The following is a 15,920-nucleotide window of genomic DNA, read 5'->3' as shown; positions in this document are numbered from 1 at the left end:
TACAAGAGAGTTCCAACCCTCGCGCATCGGCGTACAGCCCTGGCGTAACGGCAAACAGCCCGGGACCATGAAGCTCCAAAGGCTCCTGCCTGCCCCGCGCTTCGAGGTCCGTGCGATCCGCCTTGCTTCGCAACAGCCTGCGGCTCGGGGTGGCCGCCTTCGTCACAGCGGCGCTGTCGCTCTGGTTCGAGCGCATCGCCTACGTGTGGTACCCGATGCTGGCCGTGATCACGGTCATGGAAGACGGTGACGACCTCAGCCTGCAGGCCGCCAAGGTGAGGGTGTTTGGCACCATCACCGGTGGCCTGGTGACCTTTCTGGTCCACACCGTGCTGGCCGGCTGGCAGGGGGTGCTGGTGTCGCTGCTGCTGATGCTGCCCCTGCTGCGCTGGCTGGGCTGGCAGTCGGCGGCCGGGACAGCGACGCTGGTCAGCCTGATGTTCCTGATGATTCCGAGCCACGTGGCCCTGAACTGGGACTACGTGTTCAACCGCACGCTGGACACGTCCGTCGGCTGCGTGATTGCGATTCTGGTGGGACTGCTGTTCTGGCCCCGGCGCGGATTCGACCGGCTGATACGACTGGAAGTGGGACTGCGCGACGGCTACATCGCCCAGTTGCAGCGTCAGTGGGACTGGTTCGAGGGCCGGGGGGAACGGCCCCTGCCCCTGCCCCCGGCCCAACTCAGCCACGACCTGGTGGCCATGGAACAGCTGGTGGCCCAGGAGCGCCGTGGTCCCCACGGCCGGCGGATGCAGGGACAGCGCTGGGCCCAGCGGCTGCAGCTCTGGGGGTCGGTCCAGCACCACTGGGTGCAGTGGGAGCGGCTGCTGGCTGGCCTTCCAGACCGCCTCCGCCCAGGCACGGACCACGGCGCCGATGGCGGCAACGATCCGCTGGCGGAAAGCCTGGCGCACATGGGGGCCCTGCTCCAGGGGGGGTCCCCGCCGGTCGCGGCCCTAGATCCCCGACGATGGCAGGCCCTGGCCCGGCACCGATCGCTGCCCCTGCTGCCCCTGCTCGCCCTGGCCCAGGAGCAGCCGCCGCTGCTGGCGAGCCTGCGCACCCTGAGCCTGGTGGCCCGATGCTGATTCGCCGCTCCGAACTGCGCCTGGCCCTGACGGCCGGACTGATGAACGGCTTCGGCGCCCTGGCCCCGGTGGCCTATGGCTTCTACGCCCCCTTGGCGGTGCTGGTGGTCTGCACCGGCACCTACGGGGGCTCCATCGGCCTTGGCCGTCAGCGGCTGCTGGGGTCGGTGGCGGGAGCCGTGGTGCTGGTCGTGTCGTTCACCGGCCTCAGCCACCTGCCCCTGCCCCTGGGGCTGAGCCTGGCCCTCGTTGCCATGCGGTTGCTGGGGGCGGCCCTGGGGCTGGAGGTGGGCTACAAGGTGGGCAGCAACATCATCGTGATGGGCTGGTTGGTCCACGACGGCGAGCTGGGAATCTGGGTCCCGGTGCGGCTGTTCTGGACCGTGGCCGGCATCCTGGTGGCCCTGGTGTCTCTGCGCCTCTTCTGGCCTGACCTGGCGGTGGAAACCAACCGGCAGCGGCTGCGGCGGTTCCTGGCCGACCTCGGCGCCGCCCTCGTCGGCCAGGCCGACCGCATCGAAGCCCCTGCTGCCCCCCTTCCCCCGGGCGCCATGGCGGCCGACCAGCGACTGGAGCTGCAGATGGCGCAAGGTTTGCGCCGTCAGCTGGTGGGGCTGCGCGAGGCCATGCCGGCGGTGGCCGACGAGCTGGGGAACAACCCCACCAGCCACGCCACGTTTCGTCTCTTCCAGCTCCTGAATGGGGCCGGCTCCCAACTCGTCGGTGTCGTCGACGGGCTGCGGCTTCTGGAGCACACGCCATCGGATCGCGGCCCGCTGGAGGGGGTCCATGGGGCCCAGGCGGAACTGCTGCGGGCGGTGGCCGCACGCCTGGAGCAATGGAACCATTGCCTGGAAGTGCCCCACCGGCACCGGCCAGCACCCCCGAGCACGCACCTTGAACCACCACCTCTTTGGGAGAGCCTGGAACGATGGCTGCACGATCCGGAACTCGATGGCTTCGATCTGATTCTTTTGCAGCGCAATGCCAGCCGGCTGATGCTCTGCGGCCAAGCCCTGCACAGCATCGAGCAGACGGAGCACAGCTGGCGAGCCCTGGGGGAGGCCCGCGGCTGAGCCATGGGTGGACTGCGCCGCTCTCCGCCGAAGGCCCCCGGGCTCTGGTCGCCACTGGCCCTGCCGCTGCTGCTGACCAGCGCCGTACCCGGCGCGGCCGAGCCGATCGAACCTGAGGGAAGCCCGTCGCCAGCACCGGTGCCCTTGCTCAGGCTCGAGCCAGGCTGGGGCCGCCTCCAGCAGACGCTGGGTCTGCCTGCCTGGGTCGATCTGGATCTGGAGGTCCTGGCCGAACCGATGGGCAACCCTGCCGGTGGTCTGGTCCGCGAAGCGACCTGGATCCAGCAGACGACCCTGGCGCTGACCCTGAGGGTCCCCACGGACCCTTCCCGCTCACCGGGGAGGGAATGGGACCGCTGGGCCATGCATGTCGCCATCGCCAGCTTCAATGGCGACCCCCTCTATGCGCAGAGGTTGGGGGCGGTGCTGTCGCTGCAGGAGGTGGCCAATCCGGTGGGGCTCTGGCTCACCCGCGCCAGCCTCCAGCGCCGATCCGACGACGACCGCTGGAGCCTGGAGGCGGGGTCGGTGAGCATGAGCCCCGATCTGTTCAGCACGCCGATCGAGGACTTTTACGTGCATGACGCCCTCAACGGGGCGCCCGTGCTGTTCTCGATCCCCAACTTTCCCATCTTTCCCGTCGCCACAACGGGCGCCCTGCTGAGGCTGCGGCCAACACCAGCCAGCACCCTGCGGCTGGCCAGTTTTGATCTGGCCGCGACCAACGCGGTGGCAGGGCTCTTGGGGACATCCAGCGGCCTTCCCCCCGGACGGGGCTGGACCCATCAGCTGCAGTGGAGCTATGCCGCCCCCTGGCTGAACCGCCACCTGACGGCCCCGATCGCCGCCTGCCACCAAGGTGCCGGCTTCAGGGCCCGACGCGGGAGCTGTTCCCAACCGGTGCTGGTGGAGCGCCAACTACCCGGAGGCCTGCTGCAAGTGGCGGCCTATGCCGGCACCGGACCGAACCGGGGGCTGTACGGCAGCGCCACCGTGCCGATTCACCTGCCCTGGGGCCTCGACCACAGGCTCTGGGGAACCGCAGCCGCAGGGTTCGACCCCGCCACCAATCCGACGCCCAGCTATGTCGGGGGCGGTCTGGTGAGTCAGGGAGTCCTGCCTGGCCGGCCCTTCGACCTGCTGATCCTCGGTCTAGCCCGGACGGGCTTCAGCCCGACCATCAGTCCCGGCCTCAGCCATGAAGGTGTGGTGGAACTCGGCTACCAGCTGCGGATCAACCGGTCGTTCAACCTGCAGCCCAGCCTGCAGTGGATCGTCAACCCTGGCGGAGCCGGCCGGGTGCCCGGAGTGTTCGCGGTGGGGTTGCAGCTGGGTTTGAGCTTTTAGGAGCCGGGGTGGCCGGTGTCGAGCAAACTGGGCGCTGGATGGGGGGGACGGCGAGCCATGGGGGGCAGCGGAACGGGTCGGCCCCTGGCCAGGTGGATCCTCGCGGGGCTGGCATTGGCTGTTGGCCTCGGATCAGGGCCGCTGGCGGGTCAGCCCCTGACGGCCGCCAGCAGCGGAGACGTGCGGCGCCTCGAGCGCCGCTGGAACGAGCTGGATCGCCAGATCCGAGCCCTTGAAGAGCTGCTGCCAGCGGAGTCGGAACCTCTCAACGGCGGCGCACCGGCCAACCCATCGCTGCCGCCGCAGAACACCGCGCCCCTGCCACCACTAGCGCTGCCGGAGGCCGGCAGCCTGCGCGAAGGCCAGCCCCAGGCCCTCAGCCTGGAGCAGACCCTGGCGATCGGCTTCGCCAACAGCCCCACCCTGCAGGCCCGCCGCGAAGAGGTGGCGGCGGGCCTGGCCGAGCTGCAAAGCCAGATGGGCACCTACTGGCCGCGGATCTCGGCCTATGCCGCCGGTGGCACCGACCAGGCGAGCACCAGCTTCTTTTCCCCCACCGGCTCGGGAACCCTGTTCGCCCCCAGCAACCCGTTCTTCATTCCCCCCGGCGGCAGGGCGTCTTTCAACACCAACGCCAATGCAATGGCTGCCGGCCTGCAGCTGCGCTATGAGCTGCTGGATTTCGCCCGCACGCCGAAGGCGCGGGCCGCCCTGGCGAGTCTGCGCAGCAGCCGGCTGGCCTACGCCGATGCCCTGCGGCGGCTTCAGCTGACCCTGAGCGAGAGCTACTACCAGCTGCAGCGGGCCGACCAACTCGTGCGCATCCGCGAGGCCGTGGTGCGCAACGACCTGCTGATCCTGCAGGACAGCCTGGATCTCAAGCAGGCGGGGCTGGTTCCCCGGCTGGATGTGTTGCGGCGCCAGGCGATCGAAGCGGACGGCCAGGAACAGCTGATCGCCGCCTTGGCGGACCAGGCCATCGCCCGCCGGCGGCTGGCGGCCCTGCTCAACCTGCCGCCCCAGCTGACCCCCGCCGCCGGCGACCCGGTCCGCCTCCAGCCGCGCTGGCCCCTGGATCTGGAAGCCAGCCTGGTGGCCTCCTACCGGAACAACCCAGAGCTGGAAGCCCTTCTGGCCACCCGCGAAGCCCTGCTGCTGCAGAAGGATGCCGTCGCCGCCGGGCTGTTGCCGAAGCTGTCGCTGTTCGCCAGGGCAGGGGCCAGTGCCAGCAATGCCAACAGTTGGAATGTGGGGGTCGCCGATGGCGGCTGCTGCGGCGCCACCGTCGCCACCTCCCTGAACACCTACGGCAGCGACTGGTCGGTGGGCCTGGCGGTCAGCTGGCTGCTCTTCGACGCCGGGACCACCCGGGGACAGGCACGGGCCCTGGCCCGCCGAGGGGCGGCCGTGGCCCAGCAGTACGCCGCCCAGCGCAACGACATCCGTCTGCGGATCGAGCAGGCCTTCTTCGGCCATGAAGCCAGCCTGGCGCGGCTGGTGGCCGCCAGGCGCGGCGTGGCGGCAAGTCTGGAGGCTTTCCGTGATGCCCGCCTCCGCTATCAGGCGGGTCTGAGCAACGAGCTGGATCTCTCCAACACTCAGGAGCGCCTGATCGCCAGCCTCGTGCAACGCCTTGAGGCCACCGTGAACGTGAACGTCACCTACGCCCAGCTGCTGCGCGAACTGTTGCCCATGCCCACCGATCCGGACGCGCCGGTTCCGGCCCGCCTGCAGTTGGAGCCATGACGCCTCCCCCTGCAACCCTCGGCGACGTCCAGCCTGACGGGAACCTGCGCCGGGGCCAGGTGCTCGCCCTGCTAGCGGCCGCGCTGCCGCTGCTGCTGCTGCTGCAGCCCTACCAATGGCTTTCGGCTCTGGGTTTCCGTCTGCAGCGGGCCTGGCCCCTGGGCGAGGGAGGAGGTGTCCGCGGAGGCAGCCTGCTGCTGGTGTTCGCCGGCACGGCACTGCTGACCCTGCTGGCGAATGGCCCCCTGAAGGGAAGCCGGGGGGGCGGCCTCACCGGGGTACTGGCCCTGCAGCTGGAGCCGGTGCAGCAGGGTCCGGCCCGTTCTGCGGCTTTGGCCTCCCTGGATCTGAAGCGCCAGCTGGCCCGCCTGCCGCTGCTGCTGCTCACCCATGGCGCCAGCCTCACCGTAGGTCTTGAATCCCCCTCCGCCTCGCTGGGGGCGAGCCTGCTGCTGGCGCTGCGAGCCAGGCTGGCCCCCCTCAGGCGTCTGCCCCTGCCGGTCCTGCTGGCGATCGGTGCCGGAGCCGGCCTGGGCATGGCCTTCAACTCCGTCCTGTTGGGGGTTACCTATGCCATCGAGGAACTGTGTCGCCGGCGCTCGGCCGCCCTCATCAACGGCACCCTGCTGACCACGGGCCTGGGGGTGCTGATCGGAGCCACCACCGGCCTCTGGCAGCGCATGGCCGAAGCGGCTCCCGCCCACCATGCCGGCCTCACCTTGCTGATGGGCAGCGGCGGCCACCTGATCGCGCCGGCCCTGTTGCTGACCTTGGGGGCGGGATGGCTGGGTGGGTTGTTCACCGCCTGTACCGCCTGGACGGCCAGACGCTGGGGCCAGTGGCTCTCCATACCGGCACGTCCGGGGGGATCGGCCCTTCCAAGGCCCTTGATCTGGGCACTGGGGGCTGCTTTGGTGATCAGCCTGGCGGCCGTGGCCAGCGATGGCTGGAGTCTCAACGACGGCCAGTTACTGATCTTACGGATGGCCTATGGCGAGGATCGCCCGGGTCTCGAGGTCCTGCCCTGGCGCTTGCTGGCCTCGGTGCTGAGCATCGCCATCGGCGCCCCCGGCGGTGTCATGCACGACGCCATGTCCCTGGGGGCCCTGCTGGCGGGGCCCCTGATCGGCGATCTTCCGCCCCTGGAACGGCAGTTGCTGGTGTGGATCGGAGCGACGGCACTGTTCAGCGGCGCCTGCCGCACCCCCCTGTTCTGCGCCCTGTTCGTCGCCCAGATCGCCGGCAATGGCGCCCTGGTGCCCCTGCTGCTGCTCGTGGCTGCCCTGGCGGCGCCGATCGGACGCTGGGTGTGGGCGGCGACATGGAACGAGGTGCAGCTGGAACGCTGGCTTGAGTCTCACGAAGTCAACATGGCAGAAAAGATGAAAGAAGACTGAGTCGTCGGTCTACGCCATTTCTACAACTGGCTGAATGACTGAAGCAGCAGTTAAGGCGCAGCAAGGAATGGGGAGCATGGGCAAAAGACGCTAATATTCCCCACGGTTGTTGCGGCCCATCAGCACATGCTGGCCGCATGTGGAACAGCAGACAAAGCTCCCCTTCCGAACTGGCCTTTCCAAGCTGGTTTCCTGCCCCTCCATATTGCCACTGTTGTCCAGGCCCATGAATTCCAGAGGGATGCATTGAAATCGCCCAAGACCCCAGAGGACGAAAAGCTCCGCCTCGCCAAGCTCCGCTCATTGCGGCTCCTGGATACGGGAGACGACATCCGTTTCGACCGCCTCACCAGGATGGCCGGGCGTATCTTCCAGGTGCCGATCTGTGTGATCAGCCTCGTTGACGAAGATCGGCAATGGTTCAAATCCTGCGTAGGTCTGAGGATCTCAGAAGTTGCCAGAAGTGTGTCCTTCTGCGGGCATGCGATTACTGGCTCCGATGTATTGATCGTGGAAGATACCACTGAGGACGAGCGTTTTTTCGACAATCCCATGGTCCTGGGTGACCCCCACATTCGCTTTTACGCCGGATGCCCCCTGACCATTGATCAGCGCAAGATCGGCACCCTCTGCATCGCCGACGACTCACCCCGCTCCCTGAATCAGGACCAGATCGACACCCTCAGGGACCTGGCCAGCCTGGTGGAGCAGGAGTTGGTGGCCAGCCTGCTGGCCACCAAAGATGAGCTCACCGGCCTGGACAACAGACGCGGCTTTCTAGCTCTTGCCCAGCAGAGTCTGCAACTCTCTACCCGCCAGGGATTGCCTGTTTCGCTGCTTTATCTGGACCTCGATCATTTCAAGACCATCAACGACCTTCACGGCCATGGGGAAGGGGATCTGGCCCTGATCACCTTTGCCGATCAGATCAGGCATGTCTGTCGCGATTCCGATGTCGTTGCCAGGCTTGGTGGTGATGAGTTCGTGGTGCTTCTGATCAACTCCACCCGGGAACAGTCAGAGACGGTCATCCATCGCATCAAGGAAGCTTTGATGCACGAAAAAGGACTCTCGGGCAAAATCTACAATCTTGATTTCAGCTATGGAATCACCTCTTATCAACCCGAAAGGCATGAAACGATCGCCGAACTCCTTGCCGATGGCAATGCTCTGATGCACGAAATCAAGCTGCTTCGATGTGAGGATCAGGTCGCCGGCAGTCCTGCGGAAACAGCAGCAACCACAACGGATAGCTCCTGGTCAGGCTTCGCCCACAGGTTCCAGGAGACCGCCGGCTGAGCGGATCACCGGAGCGTGCGCGAGCGTGCGCGCTGTTTTGAGCAAGGTTGTTGGCAGGGTTTGGGAACCGCAGGCGTCACTCCGGCCGGGAGGAGATCCAGCGCTCCATCCTGTAGCCCAGGATCACCAGCAGCACCACCAACCAGAACCACAGTTCCGGTGGATTGGCGTTGCACAGCACCACCAGAAGAACCACTTCACTCATCAACCAGGGAAGTTCCTGGCGCAGTAAGGGATTGCGGATCTGCCACCAGCGTCGTTCACTCATGGCAACGGCCCGCTTTGGCGCAGGGAGGGGCGGTCCCAAAGGCGATCCATGCGAAGTGTGCGGTAGCCGCCGGTGAGGGAGCGCAGCCCTGGAATCACGTAGGTGATCGGTGTGCGCCATTCCACGTAGGCATGGGCGGCAATGGTGAGGCCTTCCCGCACAGGGAAGACGCCGCTGCCGCCCGAAAGGGTCCAGCGGTAGCCGTCCCGGCTGGTGGGATCCCGCTCCAGCTCAATCTCCGTGCGCATCACCGGACCCCGCTTGAGCAGGTCACGGGCCAGCTGGGGGTTGCCGATGGTGGTGGAGATGTCTTCCTCCGTGGCCGGCAGAGCCAGGACCTGGGTCACCTTGCCCACAATTCCACCAAACCGGCCCCGCTGGTCCCAGAGGGGCACCACCTCCACCGGCAGACCCACCGGCAGACGCCGGGCATCGGCGGGGGCGAAATAGGCCACGGCCCGCAGGATCGGCGCCCGCACGCCGGTGCTGGAAGTGGCACGGCCCAGGGTGCCCAGGCGCTGTCCGGTGGCAACCGTCTGGCCCTGGATCACCTGCAGATCCAGCACCGTACCGTCACGGTCGGCCAGCACCTGGCCGTCGTAAGCCAGACGGGCCTCGGTGACCCGGATCTGGCGGCGCATGTCGTCGATCTGATACCGGCGGCGCAAGGCCTGGGTCTGGATGTCGAGCTTGACCTGCTCGTAGCTGGTCAGCAACTCCTTCTCCTGGATCCTGACCGCATCGAGACTGACGCTGGTGCTGGTCAGACCCTGCTCAGCCGCCACCACCTCGGAAGCCAGGGGGGCCACCACCTCCCGCTGGCTCAGCCAGCGAAGGTTGCGCACCTTCTCCGCATAGGTGGCCGCCAGCTCCTCGTAGCGGCGCCGATCCTGGGCCAACTTGGCCAGGGAGGTGTCGACGCTGAGCTTTTCGCTGGCCAACCGCAGGCCATCCCGACGGTCAAGTTCCCGGTTGTCGCGCTCCAGCTGGGCCAGGTTGCCGCGTTGCTGCTGCAGCTGGCGATCGAGCACCGGCAGGTACAACTCCATCAGCACCTGCCCCTTGCGCACCTTCTGCCCCACGGCCACCCGCAGGCGCCGCACCTGACCACCGGCGCGGGCATCGAGCAGGCCGGCGGTGTCGGGGTAAAGCAACACCCCCTGCCCCATCACCTCTGTGGGCACGGGCCAGAACAGCACCCACAGCCCCAGGGCCCCACCCATGGCCACCAGACAGGCCCCCACCTGGCCCCGATCACCAAGGCCCCGCCAACGGCGGCGCAAGCCAGCGGCCGGCCGCAGGGGCGGCGCTGCACCGGTCGGGGGAGCGGACGTGGCCATCGCCCGCCAGCATGCTGGATGGGAGCCCACCTGTCAGCCCGCCAGGACGCCCAATCCGGCCAGGGCCGACTCATCGGCCACGCCAGCGATCACATCGGCCAACAGGGGAGCCAGCACCGGCACCTGGGCAAAGGCGCCGCCAAAACCACTGAACACCCACAGGCCCGCCGCCCCAGGCAGCCGGCCCACCAAGGGAAGCCCGCCGCTGCAGAAGGCCACCGGCACCTGGCGGTAGGGGCCTGGCAGGGCCGCCAGCAGCGGGTCGAGTCCGGCCAGTCCCTGGCGCAATCGCCCTTCCATGACCGCCGTTGCCGGCGGCTCGCCGCGCTCCAGACCCGGCCGCACCAGGCTGATCTGGCCCAGCAGCAGCCCTGCGCCCCAGGGGGCGCAACCGGCATCGACGATCCAACGCTCCTGCTCCAGCCCCGGCGCCGCACTCTCCAGAGCTGGACGCTGCCAGTGACGCGGCTGCACGATGCGGCGCTGCATGGCGTGCCGCCACCAGGGGCTGGCGGACCGTGGCGGCAGGGTCGGCCGTGCCGGCAGGGCCAGCACCCCGGCCCAGCTGACCCGGTGACGGTTCGGCAAGGCGGGGGCGAGGGCGCGGCAACCGGCCCCGGCCGCCAGCACCACCTGCTCCGTCAGCAGGGGTCCCCCGGGCTCCAGCGGCAGCTGCCAGCCAGCGGCCTCCGGCCGTGGCGGGGCCAGGACCCGCGCCCGCCGCAGGTCCACCCCGGCGGCCACCAGCACCCCGGGCAGGGCCGCCATCAGCACGGAGCTGTCCACCTGGGCGAAGGGGGGGCGCAACAGGGAAGTGCCCCAGCCGCCGCCATGGAGGCGCAGGCCGCAGCCCCGCCAGCCGAGAGAACCATGCCGGCCCTGCAGCCGGCGCCAGCGCTCAGGGGCCTGGCGCAGCAGCGGGCCGAGACTGCCAGGGGCCCCGGCCCACCAGGCCACCCCGCCGTAACTGACCGCCGTGGCGGTGGCCTCTGCCGCGTCGATCAGCGTCACCGGCAGGCCCCGCTCCACCAGCTCCAGGGCCAGCAGACTGCCTGCCAGGCCGCCACCCACGATGGTCAGCCGGCCGGGGGCGGACACCCCTAGATCTGCAGCGTGAAGGATCCGATCACCACGGTGAACAGCTCCTTCACCTTGTTCCAGCGGGCTTCGTTGGTGCTGGCGGCAAAGGTGTACAGCCGGCCACGGTCCACCACCACCGTGGCGAGCTCGTGGCGGTCCCGGTCGGCCAGATGGACCGTGTACTCCAGGTCGTAGTAGGTGCGGCCGCCCTGCTCCCGCTGGTGGGCTTCCACCAGTTCGGCGTCACGGCCGCTGCCCTCTGGTGAGATGACGCTGCGGCGCAGGGTCTCGCCCACTTCGACGGCACTGCCCAGCTGGCTGAGATCCCGGTCGGGGGTGACCTCGGACACCACCAGGCTGAGGGTTTCATCGCTGTTGATCAGGTCGTGGAAGACGACCTGGGGGCCATTGCTGACCTGAACCCGGGTCCAGCCGGTGGGGTAAAGGAAGGCATAGCGACCGTCCGGGCTCTGGAAGGAATTCAAGCCCGCGGCAGCGGCGCTGCAACCCACCAGCATCAGGCTCAGCAGCAGGGCCGCGACCAGGGAGCTGCCCCAGCGTCGGCGCCCAGTGGCGGCAGGTGGAAGGGGCTGGTGGGTAGCAGGAAAACCCATGGCACGGGGCGAGGCAGGGGAGCTGGCGAGAGCCGGTGCCATCCTCACCCGGCGCCCCGCCTCGCGCGAGCGTGCCGCCTAGATTCACACCACCTGCAGCCGGTTCTCTGAGCGGTTTCACCCGACCCCTGGCCAGGCTGATCGACCAGTTCGAACGCCTGCCGGGCATCGGGCCCCGCACGGCCCAGAGGCTGGCCCTGCACCTGCTGCGCCAGCCGGAAGAACAGATCCGCAGCTTCGCCGATGCCCTGCTGGCAGCCCGCAGCCAGGTGGGACAGTGCCGTCGCTGCTTCCATCTTTCGGCCGAGGAGTTCTGCGAGATCTGCCGCAACGAAGAGCGTCGCAACGGCCAGATCTGTGTGGTGTCCGACTCCCGCGACCTGCTGGCGATGGAACGCAGCCGCGAATTCCATGGCCACTACCACGTGTTGGGCGGACTGATCTCGCCGATGGATGGCATCGGGCCGGAACTGTTGCAGATCCAGCCGCTGGTGGAGCGGGTCGACCGGGAGGGGGTGATCGAGGTGATTCTGGCCCTGACTCCCAGCGTCGAAGGCGACACAACCAGCCTTTACCTGGCCAGGCTGCTCAAGCCCTTCACCAGCGTCACCCGCATCGCCTATGGACTGCCGGTGGGTGGCGAGCTGGAGTATGCCGACGAGGTGACCCTGGCGCGGGCCTTTGAAGGGCGCCGCCGAATGGAATGAGCCCGCCGCCTGACCGCGCCACCATGACCGCCACCAGCCGCTACAGCGCCATGCCCCCCACGGAGCGGCTGCCGGAGTGGATCCGTCGCCCCCTCGGTGAGGCCTCGGCCACCGAACGGGTGCAGGGGGTGGTCAGGGAGCAGCGACTGCACACCATCTGCGAGGAGGGGCGCTGCCCCAATCGGGGCGAGTGCTACGCCGCCGGCACGGCCACCTTCCTGCTGGGCGGGCCCATCTGCACCCGCAGCTGCGCCTTCTGCCAGGTGGACAAGGGCAGGGCGCCGCTGCCCCTCGACGGGGGTGAAGCGGAGCGGGTGGCGGAGGCGGTGCAGGCGCTCAACCTGCGCTACGTGGTGCTCACCGCCGTGGCCCGCGACGACCTGGCCGACCATGGCGCCAGCCTGTTCACCGCTGCCATGGCCGCGATCCGGCGCCGCGATCCGCAGGTGCTGATCGAGGTACTCACCCCCGATTTCTGGGGCGGCCATGCCGACCCCGACCAGGGCCGCCGGTCCCAGCGGCAGCGGTTGGCCGCGGTGTTGGCCGCCGCGCCGGTGTGCTTCAACCACAACCTGGAGACGGTGCAACGTCTGCAGGGGGAGGTGCGCCGCGGCGCCACCTATGGCCGCTCCCTGGAACTGCTGGCCACGGCCCGGGAACTGGCGCCGGAGATCCCCACCAAATCCGGTCTGATGCTGGGGCTCGGCGAAACCGCCGCGGAGGTGGTGACCACCCTGGAACACCTGCGGGCCGCCGGCTGCCAACGACTCACCCTGGGCCAGTACCTGCGCCCCTCCCTGGCCCACATCCCCGTGGCCCGCTACTGGAGACCGGAGGAATTCGAGGAGCTGGGCGCCATCGCCAGTGACATGGGCTTCACCCAGGTGCGCAGTGGCCCATTGGTGCGCAGCAGCTACCACGCCGCCGTGGCGTAGCCGCAACGGCCTGATTGACGCGCTCAAAGGCGCAGCAGGAACGCCTCCCGGCGGTGGAAGTCGGGCTCAGGCCCCGGATGGGACAGGGCCCAGTAGCTCAGCCGCCCGCTGCGCTCCTCGATCACGCTGGTGATCCCCACCTGCAGCGGCACCTCCTCTGCGAGCCCCTGTGGCAACGACAGATCCAGGTGCAGGGTCAGCTCGGCAGCGTCGCGGATGAGGCGATGCGGCGGCAGGTCGTAGCCGGGCTCGGGCCGCAGACCATCGCGGTAGTCCTCCAGTCGGTAGAGGTTCCAATGGCCGGCCGGGGACAGATTCAGCTCCCAGTACGGCCGCTCCCCCTCAACAGCCCAGAAGCACTCGAAACAGGTCGTGGACCAGAGGCCATCCCGGCGCAAAGGTGCCACGACCGGCGCCGGCAGATGCACCGCCTCGATCGCTCCTCCCAGCCGCAAACGCAGCAGGAGTCGCGGGCCCTCGCGGTCGATCTCGCCCCCCAGCTGGAGGGCCGGCGACGCTGTGCCGTCATCAAAGGGGCACAGCGCGAAGCGCTGGGAAACGGACGCAGCCATCAGCAGCCAGCGGCGAGATCGGCCCTGAGCTCAGCGATCAGGTCCCGGATCTGAAGCTCCTGGGCCTCGATGCTCTCGGTGAGCCGGAATTGCACCAGGGCACGTTGCAGGTTGTGGCCCGGCTGGTCCGTTCTGAAATAAACGTTGCCTGCCAGATGATCGGTGAAGAACCGCAGGCCGAGCTCGAAGCTGATCAGGCGCATCGCCACATAGAGGTGGTCATAGTCGGCAGCGGTGAGAAACCCTGAAGCGGCGGCCAGATACCCGCTGAGCACCTCGCGGCAGAGATCCACATCGAAAGAAACGGCCTCCAGATCCGCCGTTTCCTCCCCCAGGGGATTGCAACAGGACCGCAGGCAGTCGCCGATGTCGTAGTGGATCAATCCCGGCTTCACCGTATCGAGATCCACCAGGGCGCAGGCCCGGCCGGAGCAGGCCTCCATCATCACGTTGTTGACCTTGGGATCGCCGTGGATGGGGCGAAGGCGCAGATGGCCGCTGTCCCTGGCCGCCTCCAGCACCGACGCAAAGTCCCGGCGCTCCTCCACAAAGGCCAGGCAGTGCCGCACCCCGTTCACTGCCGCGGCCGGCGCGTTGGCCACCACCACGTCGTAGTGCTCGAGATACCGGGGGGTGACGTGAAAACCCTCCAGGGTGTCGGCCAGTCCTGCCGGGGGCAGGTCACTGATCAGATGGTGGAAAACACCCAGTCCGAAGCCCACCTCCCTGGCCTGCTCAGCGCTAGCCACCACATCGAAGCTCCGGGAGGATTCGATGAAGGTGGTCAAGCGCCAGAAGCCACCGTCCCGTTCCACCCAGGGTCGTCGTTCGTCACGGCTCAGCAACACCCTGGGGTGCTCCCAACGGCGCTCACCCAGCAAGGCACAGCCCTGATTCAATCGCGCCTCCACATGCTCCGCGATGGCGATCATGTTGGCCATCACAAGCTCGGGCCGCAGAAACACCGTCCTGTTCAGGCGCTGCAGCACGAACCGCTGCAGCGGAGGCCCTTCGCAAACGACCAGGTAACTGTCGTTGACATTGCCGTTGCCCAGGGGATCCAGGCCAAGGATCCGACCCGGAAGATCGAACGCCGCAGCGATAGCGCTCAGGTCGTCGTGGGCGTCCCCCAGGGTCATGGGTGGCTGCAGCGGTGGAGGAGCGCGGATGATCGCATGCCTTGCTGGTCTGGAGACGACCGAAATGGCCCAGCAGCGAGATAGGCCATCAAGGCGGAGTCTGCCGGCGAGGGGACCCATCGGCCCAGCTTCCGAACTGACGGGAACCGCAGGAGATCCCCAGAAGTCATGCTATAAATCGATGGTCTGCCATTGAGGCGGACTTCATCTCAGGGATTCTGAGGTTTCACCATGAATCACGATGTTGCCGTCCTGATAGGACGCTTCCAGCCCTTTCATGAGGGGCATTTGTCATTGGTCGCATCGGCCCTTGAGAGGGCCGACCGCTTGCTGCTCTTGTTGGGCAGTCACCGTTGCGCCCCCGACACCCGCAACCCCTGGAGCAGTGAGGAGCGGGAGCGCATGATCCGCGCCGCCCTGCCGGCCGACTGGCAGCGCCGGCTGGAGGTGATCCCGATCCGCGACCACCTCTACTCTGACAATCTCTGGTTGGCGGAGGTGCAGCAGAAGGTGCTCGCCGCCACCGATGAGGAGGATCGGGTGCTGCTGGTGGGTCATAGAAAGGACCGCAGCAGTTACTACCTCGACCTCTTCCCCCAGTGGGATTTTCAGGACGTGCCCCTCAAGAATGCCGTCCACTCCACGGCCATTCGCCAGGCCTACTTCTCCGGCGCCGATGATTCCCAATGGGCCTCCCATGCGCCGGAGGCGGTGCGGGCTTTCCTCATGGACTACCGGGAAACGGGCCGCTACCGCTGGCTGCGCCAGGAGGCCGACTACATCGCCGGCTATCGTCAGATCTGGTCGGTGGCCCCGTTCCCGCCCACCTTTGTCACCACCGATGCGGTGGTTGTTCAATCGGGCCATGTGCTGGTGGTGCGCCGCCGGGTGCGGCCCGGCAAGGGGCTGATCGCCCTTCCGGGGGGCTACCTCGACCAGCAGGAGCGGCTGGTCGATGGGATGCTGCGGGAGCTGCGCGAGGAGACGGGCCTGAAGGTGCCCAGGCCGGTGCTGGAGGGCTCCATCGCCGACCGCCACGTCTTCGATGCCCCGGGGCGCTCCCAGCGCGGCCGGGTGATCACCCATGCGTTCCTGATCCAGCTCAAGGGGGGCGTCCTCCCCAGTGTCCGCGGCGGCGATGACGCCGATAAAGCCTTCTGGATGCCCCTGGCCGACATTTACGCCCACGAAGACAGCTTCTTCGAGGACCACGTCCAGATCATTCAGCACTTCATCGCCCGGATCTGACCACACCGCTGCCGGCGACGGCTGGCCCATCAACGCTTCAGGCCTGGGGAGACCGGGCCGG

The 15,920-nt window shown here is 68.1% G+C and carries 15 protein-coding genes; 9 read left to right on the top strand and 6 right to left on the bottom strand.

Annotated features, from left to right (window positions below; all coding sequences use genetic code 11):
• Positions 1-110: 110 nt before the first annotated feature.
• The 6 genes from KBY95_RS10040 (at position 111) to KBY95_RS10015 (ending at position 7,956) form a co-directional block, all read left to right on the top strand.
• Complete coding sequence (locus KBY95_RS10040; protein WP_254964861.1) at positions 111-1,091, top strand: aromatic acid exporter family protein; 981 nt, start codon at positions 111-113, stop codon at positions 1,089-1,091.
• Entirely contained in the window at positions 1,085-2,167 is a 1,083-nt protein-coding gene (locus KBY95_RS10035; protein WP_254964860.1) for an FUSC family protein, read from the top strand. Before KBY95_RS10040 ends, KBY95_RS10035 begins: the two co-directional genes overlap by 7 nt.
• Before the next feature lie 3 nt (positions 2,168-2,170).
• Positions 2,171-3,514, top strand: a complete 1,344-nt coding sequence (locus KBY95_RS10030) for a carbohydrate porin (RefSeq protein ID WP_254964859.1) — start codon at positions 2,171-2,173, stop codon at positions 3,512-3,514.
• Positions 3,515-3,628: 114 nt separating this feature from the next.
• On the top strand, positions 3,629-5,260 hold the full coding sequence (locus KBY95_RS10025; protein WP_254964858.1) for a TolC family protein: 1,632 nt from the start codon (positions 3,629-3,631) through the stop codon (positions 5,258-5,260).
• Positions 5,257-6,657, top strand: a complete 1,401-nt coding sequence (locus KBY95_RS10020; protein WP_254964856.1) for a chloride channel protein — start codon at positions 5,257-5,259, stop codon at positions 6,655-6,657. The genes KBY95_RS10025 and KBY95_RS10020 overlap by 4 nt, the downstream gene beginning before the upstream one ends.
• A 126-nt stretch (positions 6,658-6,783) precedes the next feature.
• The gene (locus tag KBY95_RS10015; protein ID WP_254964855.1) at positions 6,784-7,956 is read left to right on the top strand and encodes a diguanylate cyclase; all 1,173 of its coding nucleotides are present in this window, start codon (positions 6,784-6,786) and stop codon (positions 7,954-7,956) included.
• Positions 7,957-8,032: 76 nt separating this feature from the next.
• Here KBY95_RS10015 and KBY95_RS10010 read toward each other — a convergent pair whose 3' ends face one another.
• From KBY95_RS10010 to psbP, 4 genes are read right to left on the bottom strand one after another with little or no spacing between them, the layout of a single operon-like run.
• Complete coding sequence (locus KBY95_RS10010; RefSeq protein ID WP_254964854.1) at positions 8,033-8,224, bottom strand: hypothetical protein; 192 nt, start codon at positions 8,222-8,224, stop codon at positions 8,033-8,035.
• A complete protein-coding gene (locus KBY95_RS10005; protein WP_254964853.1) occupies positions 8,221-9,564 on the bottom strand; it encodes an NHLP bacteriocin system secretion protein in 1,344 nt (447 codons plus the stop codon). Before KBY95_RS10005 ends, KBY95_RS10010 begins: the two co-directional genes overlap by 4 nt.
• A gap of 33 nt (positions 9,565-9,597) precedes the next feature.
• A complete protein-coding gene (locus tag KBY95_RS10000) occupies positions 9,598-10,662 on the bottom strand; it encodes an FAD-binding oxidoreductase (protein ID WP_254964852.1) in 1,065 nt (354 codons plus the stop codon).
• Positions 10,663-10,664: 2 nt separating this feature from the next.
• The gene (gene psbP, locus KBY95_RS09995) at positions 10,665-11,258 is read right to left on the bottom strand and encodes a photosystem II reaction center PsbP (protein WP_254964851.1); all 594 of its coding nucleotides are present in this window, start codon (positions 11,256-11,258) and stop codon (positions 10,665-10,667) included.
• Between the two features lie 128 nt (positions 11,259-11,386).
• Here psbP and recR point away from each other — a divergent pair, with 128 nt between their 5' ends.
• Together recR and lipA are read left to right on the top strand one after the other, a co-directional pair.
• Positions 11,387-11,965: a recombination mediator RecR gene (gene recR, locus KBY95_RS09990; protein WP_254964970.1), complete on the top strand. Its 579-nt coding sequence runs from the start codon at positions 11,387-11,389 to the stop codon at positions 11,963-11,965.
• Between the two features lie 23 nt (positions 11,966-11,988).
• A complete protein-coding gene (lipA, locus tag KBY95_RS09985; RefSeq protein ID WP_254964969.1) occupies positions 11,989-12,900 on the top strand; it encodes a lipoyl synthase in 912 nt (303 codons plus the stop codon).
• 23 nt (positions 12,901-12,923) lie between these two features.
• Here lipA and KBY95_RS09980 read toward each other — a convergent pair whose 3' ends face one another.
• Positions 12,924-13,472, bottom strand: coding sequence for a DOMON-like domain-containing protein (locus tag KBY95_RS09980; protein WP_254964850.1), 549 nt, complete (start codon positions 13,470-13,472; stop codon positions 12,924-12,926).
• Positions 13,472-14,611, bottom strand: a complete 1,140-nt coding sequence (locus tag KBY95_RS09975; RefSeq protein WP_254964849.1) for a phosphotransferase enzyme family protein — start codon at positions 14,609-14,611, stop codon at positions 13,472-13,474. Before KBY95_RS09975 ends, KBY95_RS09980 begins: the two co-directional genes overlap by 1 nt.
• Before the next feature lie 231 nt (positions 14,612-14,842).
• Between KBY95_RS09975 and KBY95_RS09970 the strand changes: the two genes are divergently transcribed.
• Positions 14,843-15,859, top strand: a complete 1,017-nt coding sequence (locus KBY95_RS09970) for a bifunctional nicotinamide-nucleotide adenylyltransferase/Nudix hydroxylase (RefSeq protein ID WP_254964847.1) — start codon at positions 14,843-14,845, stop codon at positions 15,857-15,859.
• Positions 15,860-15,920 lie beyond the last annotated feature (61 nt).

The organism is Cyanobium sp. Aljojuca 7A6 (assembly GCF_024346455.1).
Classification (GTDB): Bacteria; Cyanobacteriota; Cyanobacteriia; order PCC-6307; family Cyanobiaceae; genus Cyanobium.
The sequence above is the reverse complement of the archived record's forward strand: the minus strand, read 5'-3'. Positions and strand labels throughout refer to the sequence as shown.

Excerpts from the sequence above, each read along its gene's own strand:
- KBY95_RS10010 (WP_254964854.1), bottom strand. The coding sequence starts at position 8,224 with ATGAGTGAACGACGCTGGTGGCAGATCCGCAATCCCTTACTGCGCCAG.
- KBY95_RS10015 (WP_254964855.1), top strand. The coding sequence starts at position 6,784 with ATGCTGGCCGCATGTGGAACAGCAGACAAAGCTCCCCTTCCGAACTGG.
- KBY95_RS09970 (WP_254964847.1), top strand. The coding sequence starts at position 14,843 with ATGAATCACGATGTTGCCGTCCTGATAGGACGCTTCCAGCCCTTTCAT.
- lipA (WP_254964969.1), top strand. The coding sequence starts at position 11,989 with ATGACCGCCACCAGCCGCTACAGCGCCATGCCCCCCACGGAGCGGCTG.
- KBY95_RS09975 (WP_254964849.1), bottom strand. The coding sequence starts at position 14,611 with ATGACCCTGGGGGACGCCCACGACGACCTGAGCGCTATCGCTGCGGCG.
- psbP (WP_254964851.1), bottom strand. The coding sequence starts at position 11,258 with ATGGGTTTTCCTGCTACCCACCAGCCCCTTCCACCTGCCGCCACTGGG.
- KBY95_RS10020 (WP_254964856.1), top strand. The coding sequence starts at position 5,257 with ATGACGCCTCCCCCTGCAACCCTCGGCGACGTCCAGCCTGACGGGAAC.
- KBY95_RS10030 (WP_254964859.1), top strand. The coding sequence starts at position 2,171 with ATGGGTGGACTGCGCCGCTCTCCGCCGAAGGCCCCCGGGCTCTGGTCG.
- KBY95_RS10035 (WP_254964860.1), top strand. The coding sequence starts at position 1,085 with ATGCTGATTCGCCGCTCCGAACTGCGCCTGGCCCTGACGGCCGGACTG.
- KBY95_RS10005 (WP_254964853.1), bottom strand. The coding sequence starts at position 9,564 with ATGGCCACGTCCGCTCCCCCGACCGGTGCAGCGCCGCCCCTGCGGCCG.
- KBY95_RS09980 (WP_254964850.1), bottom strand. The coding sequence starts at position 13,472 with ATGGCTGCGTCCGTTTCCCAGCGCTTCGCGCTGTGCCCCTTTGATGAC.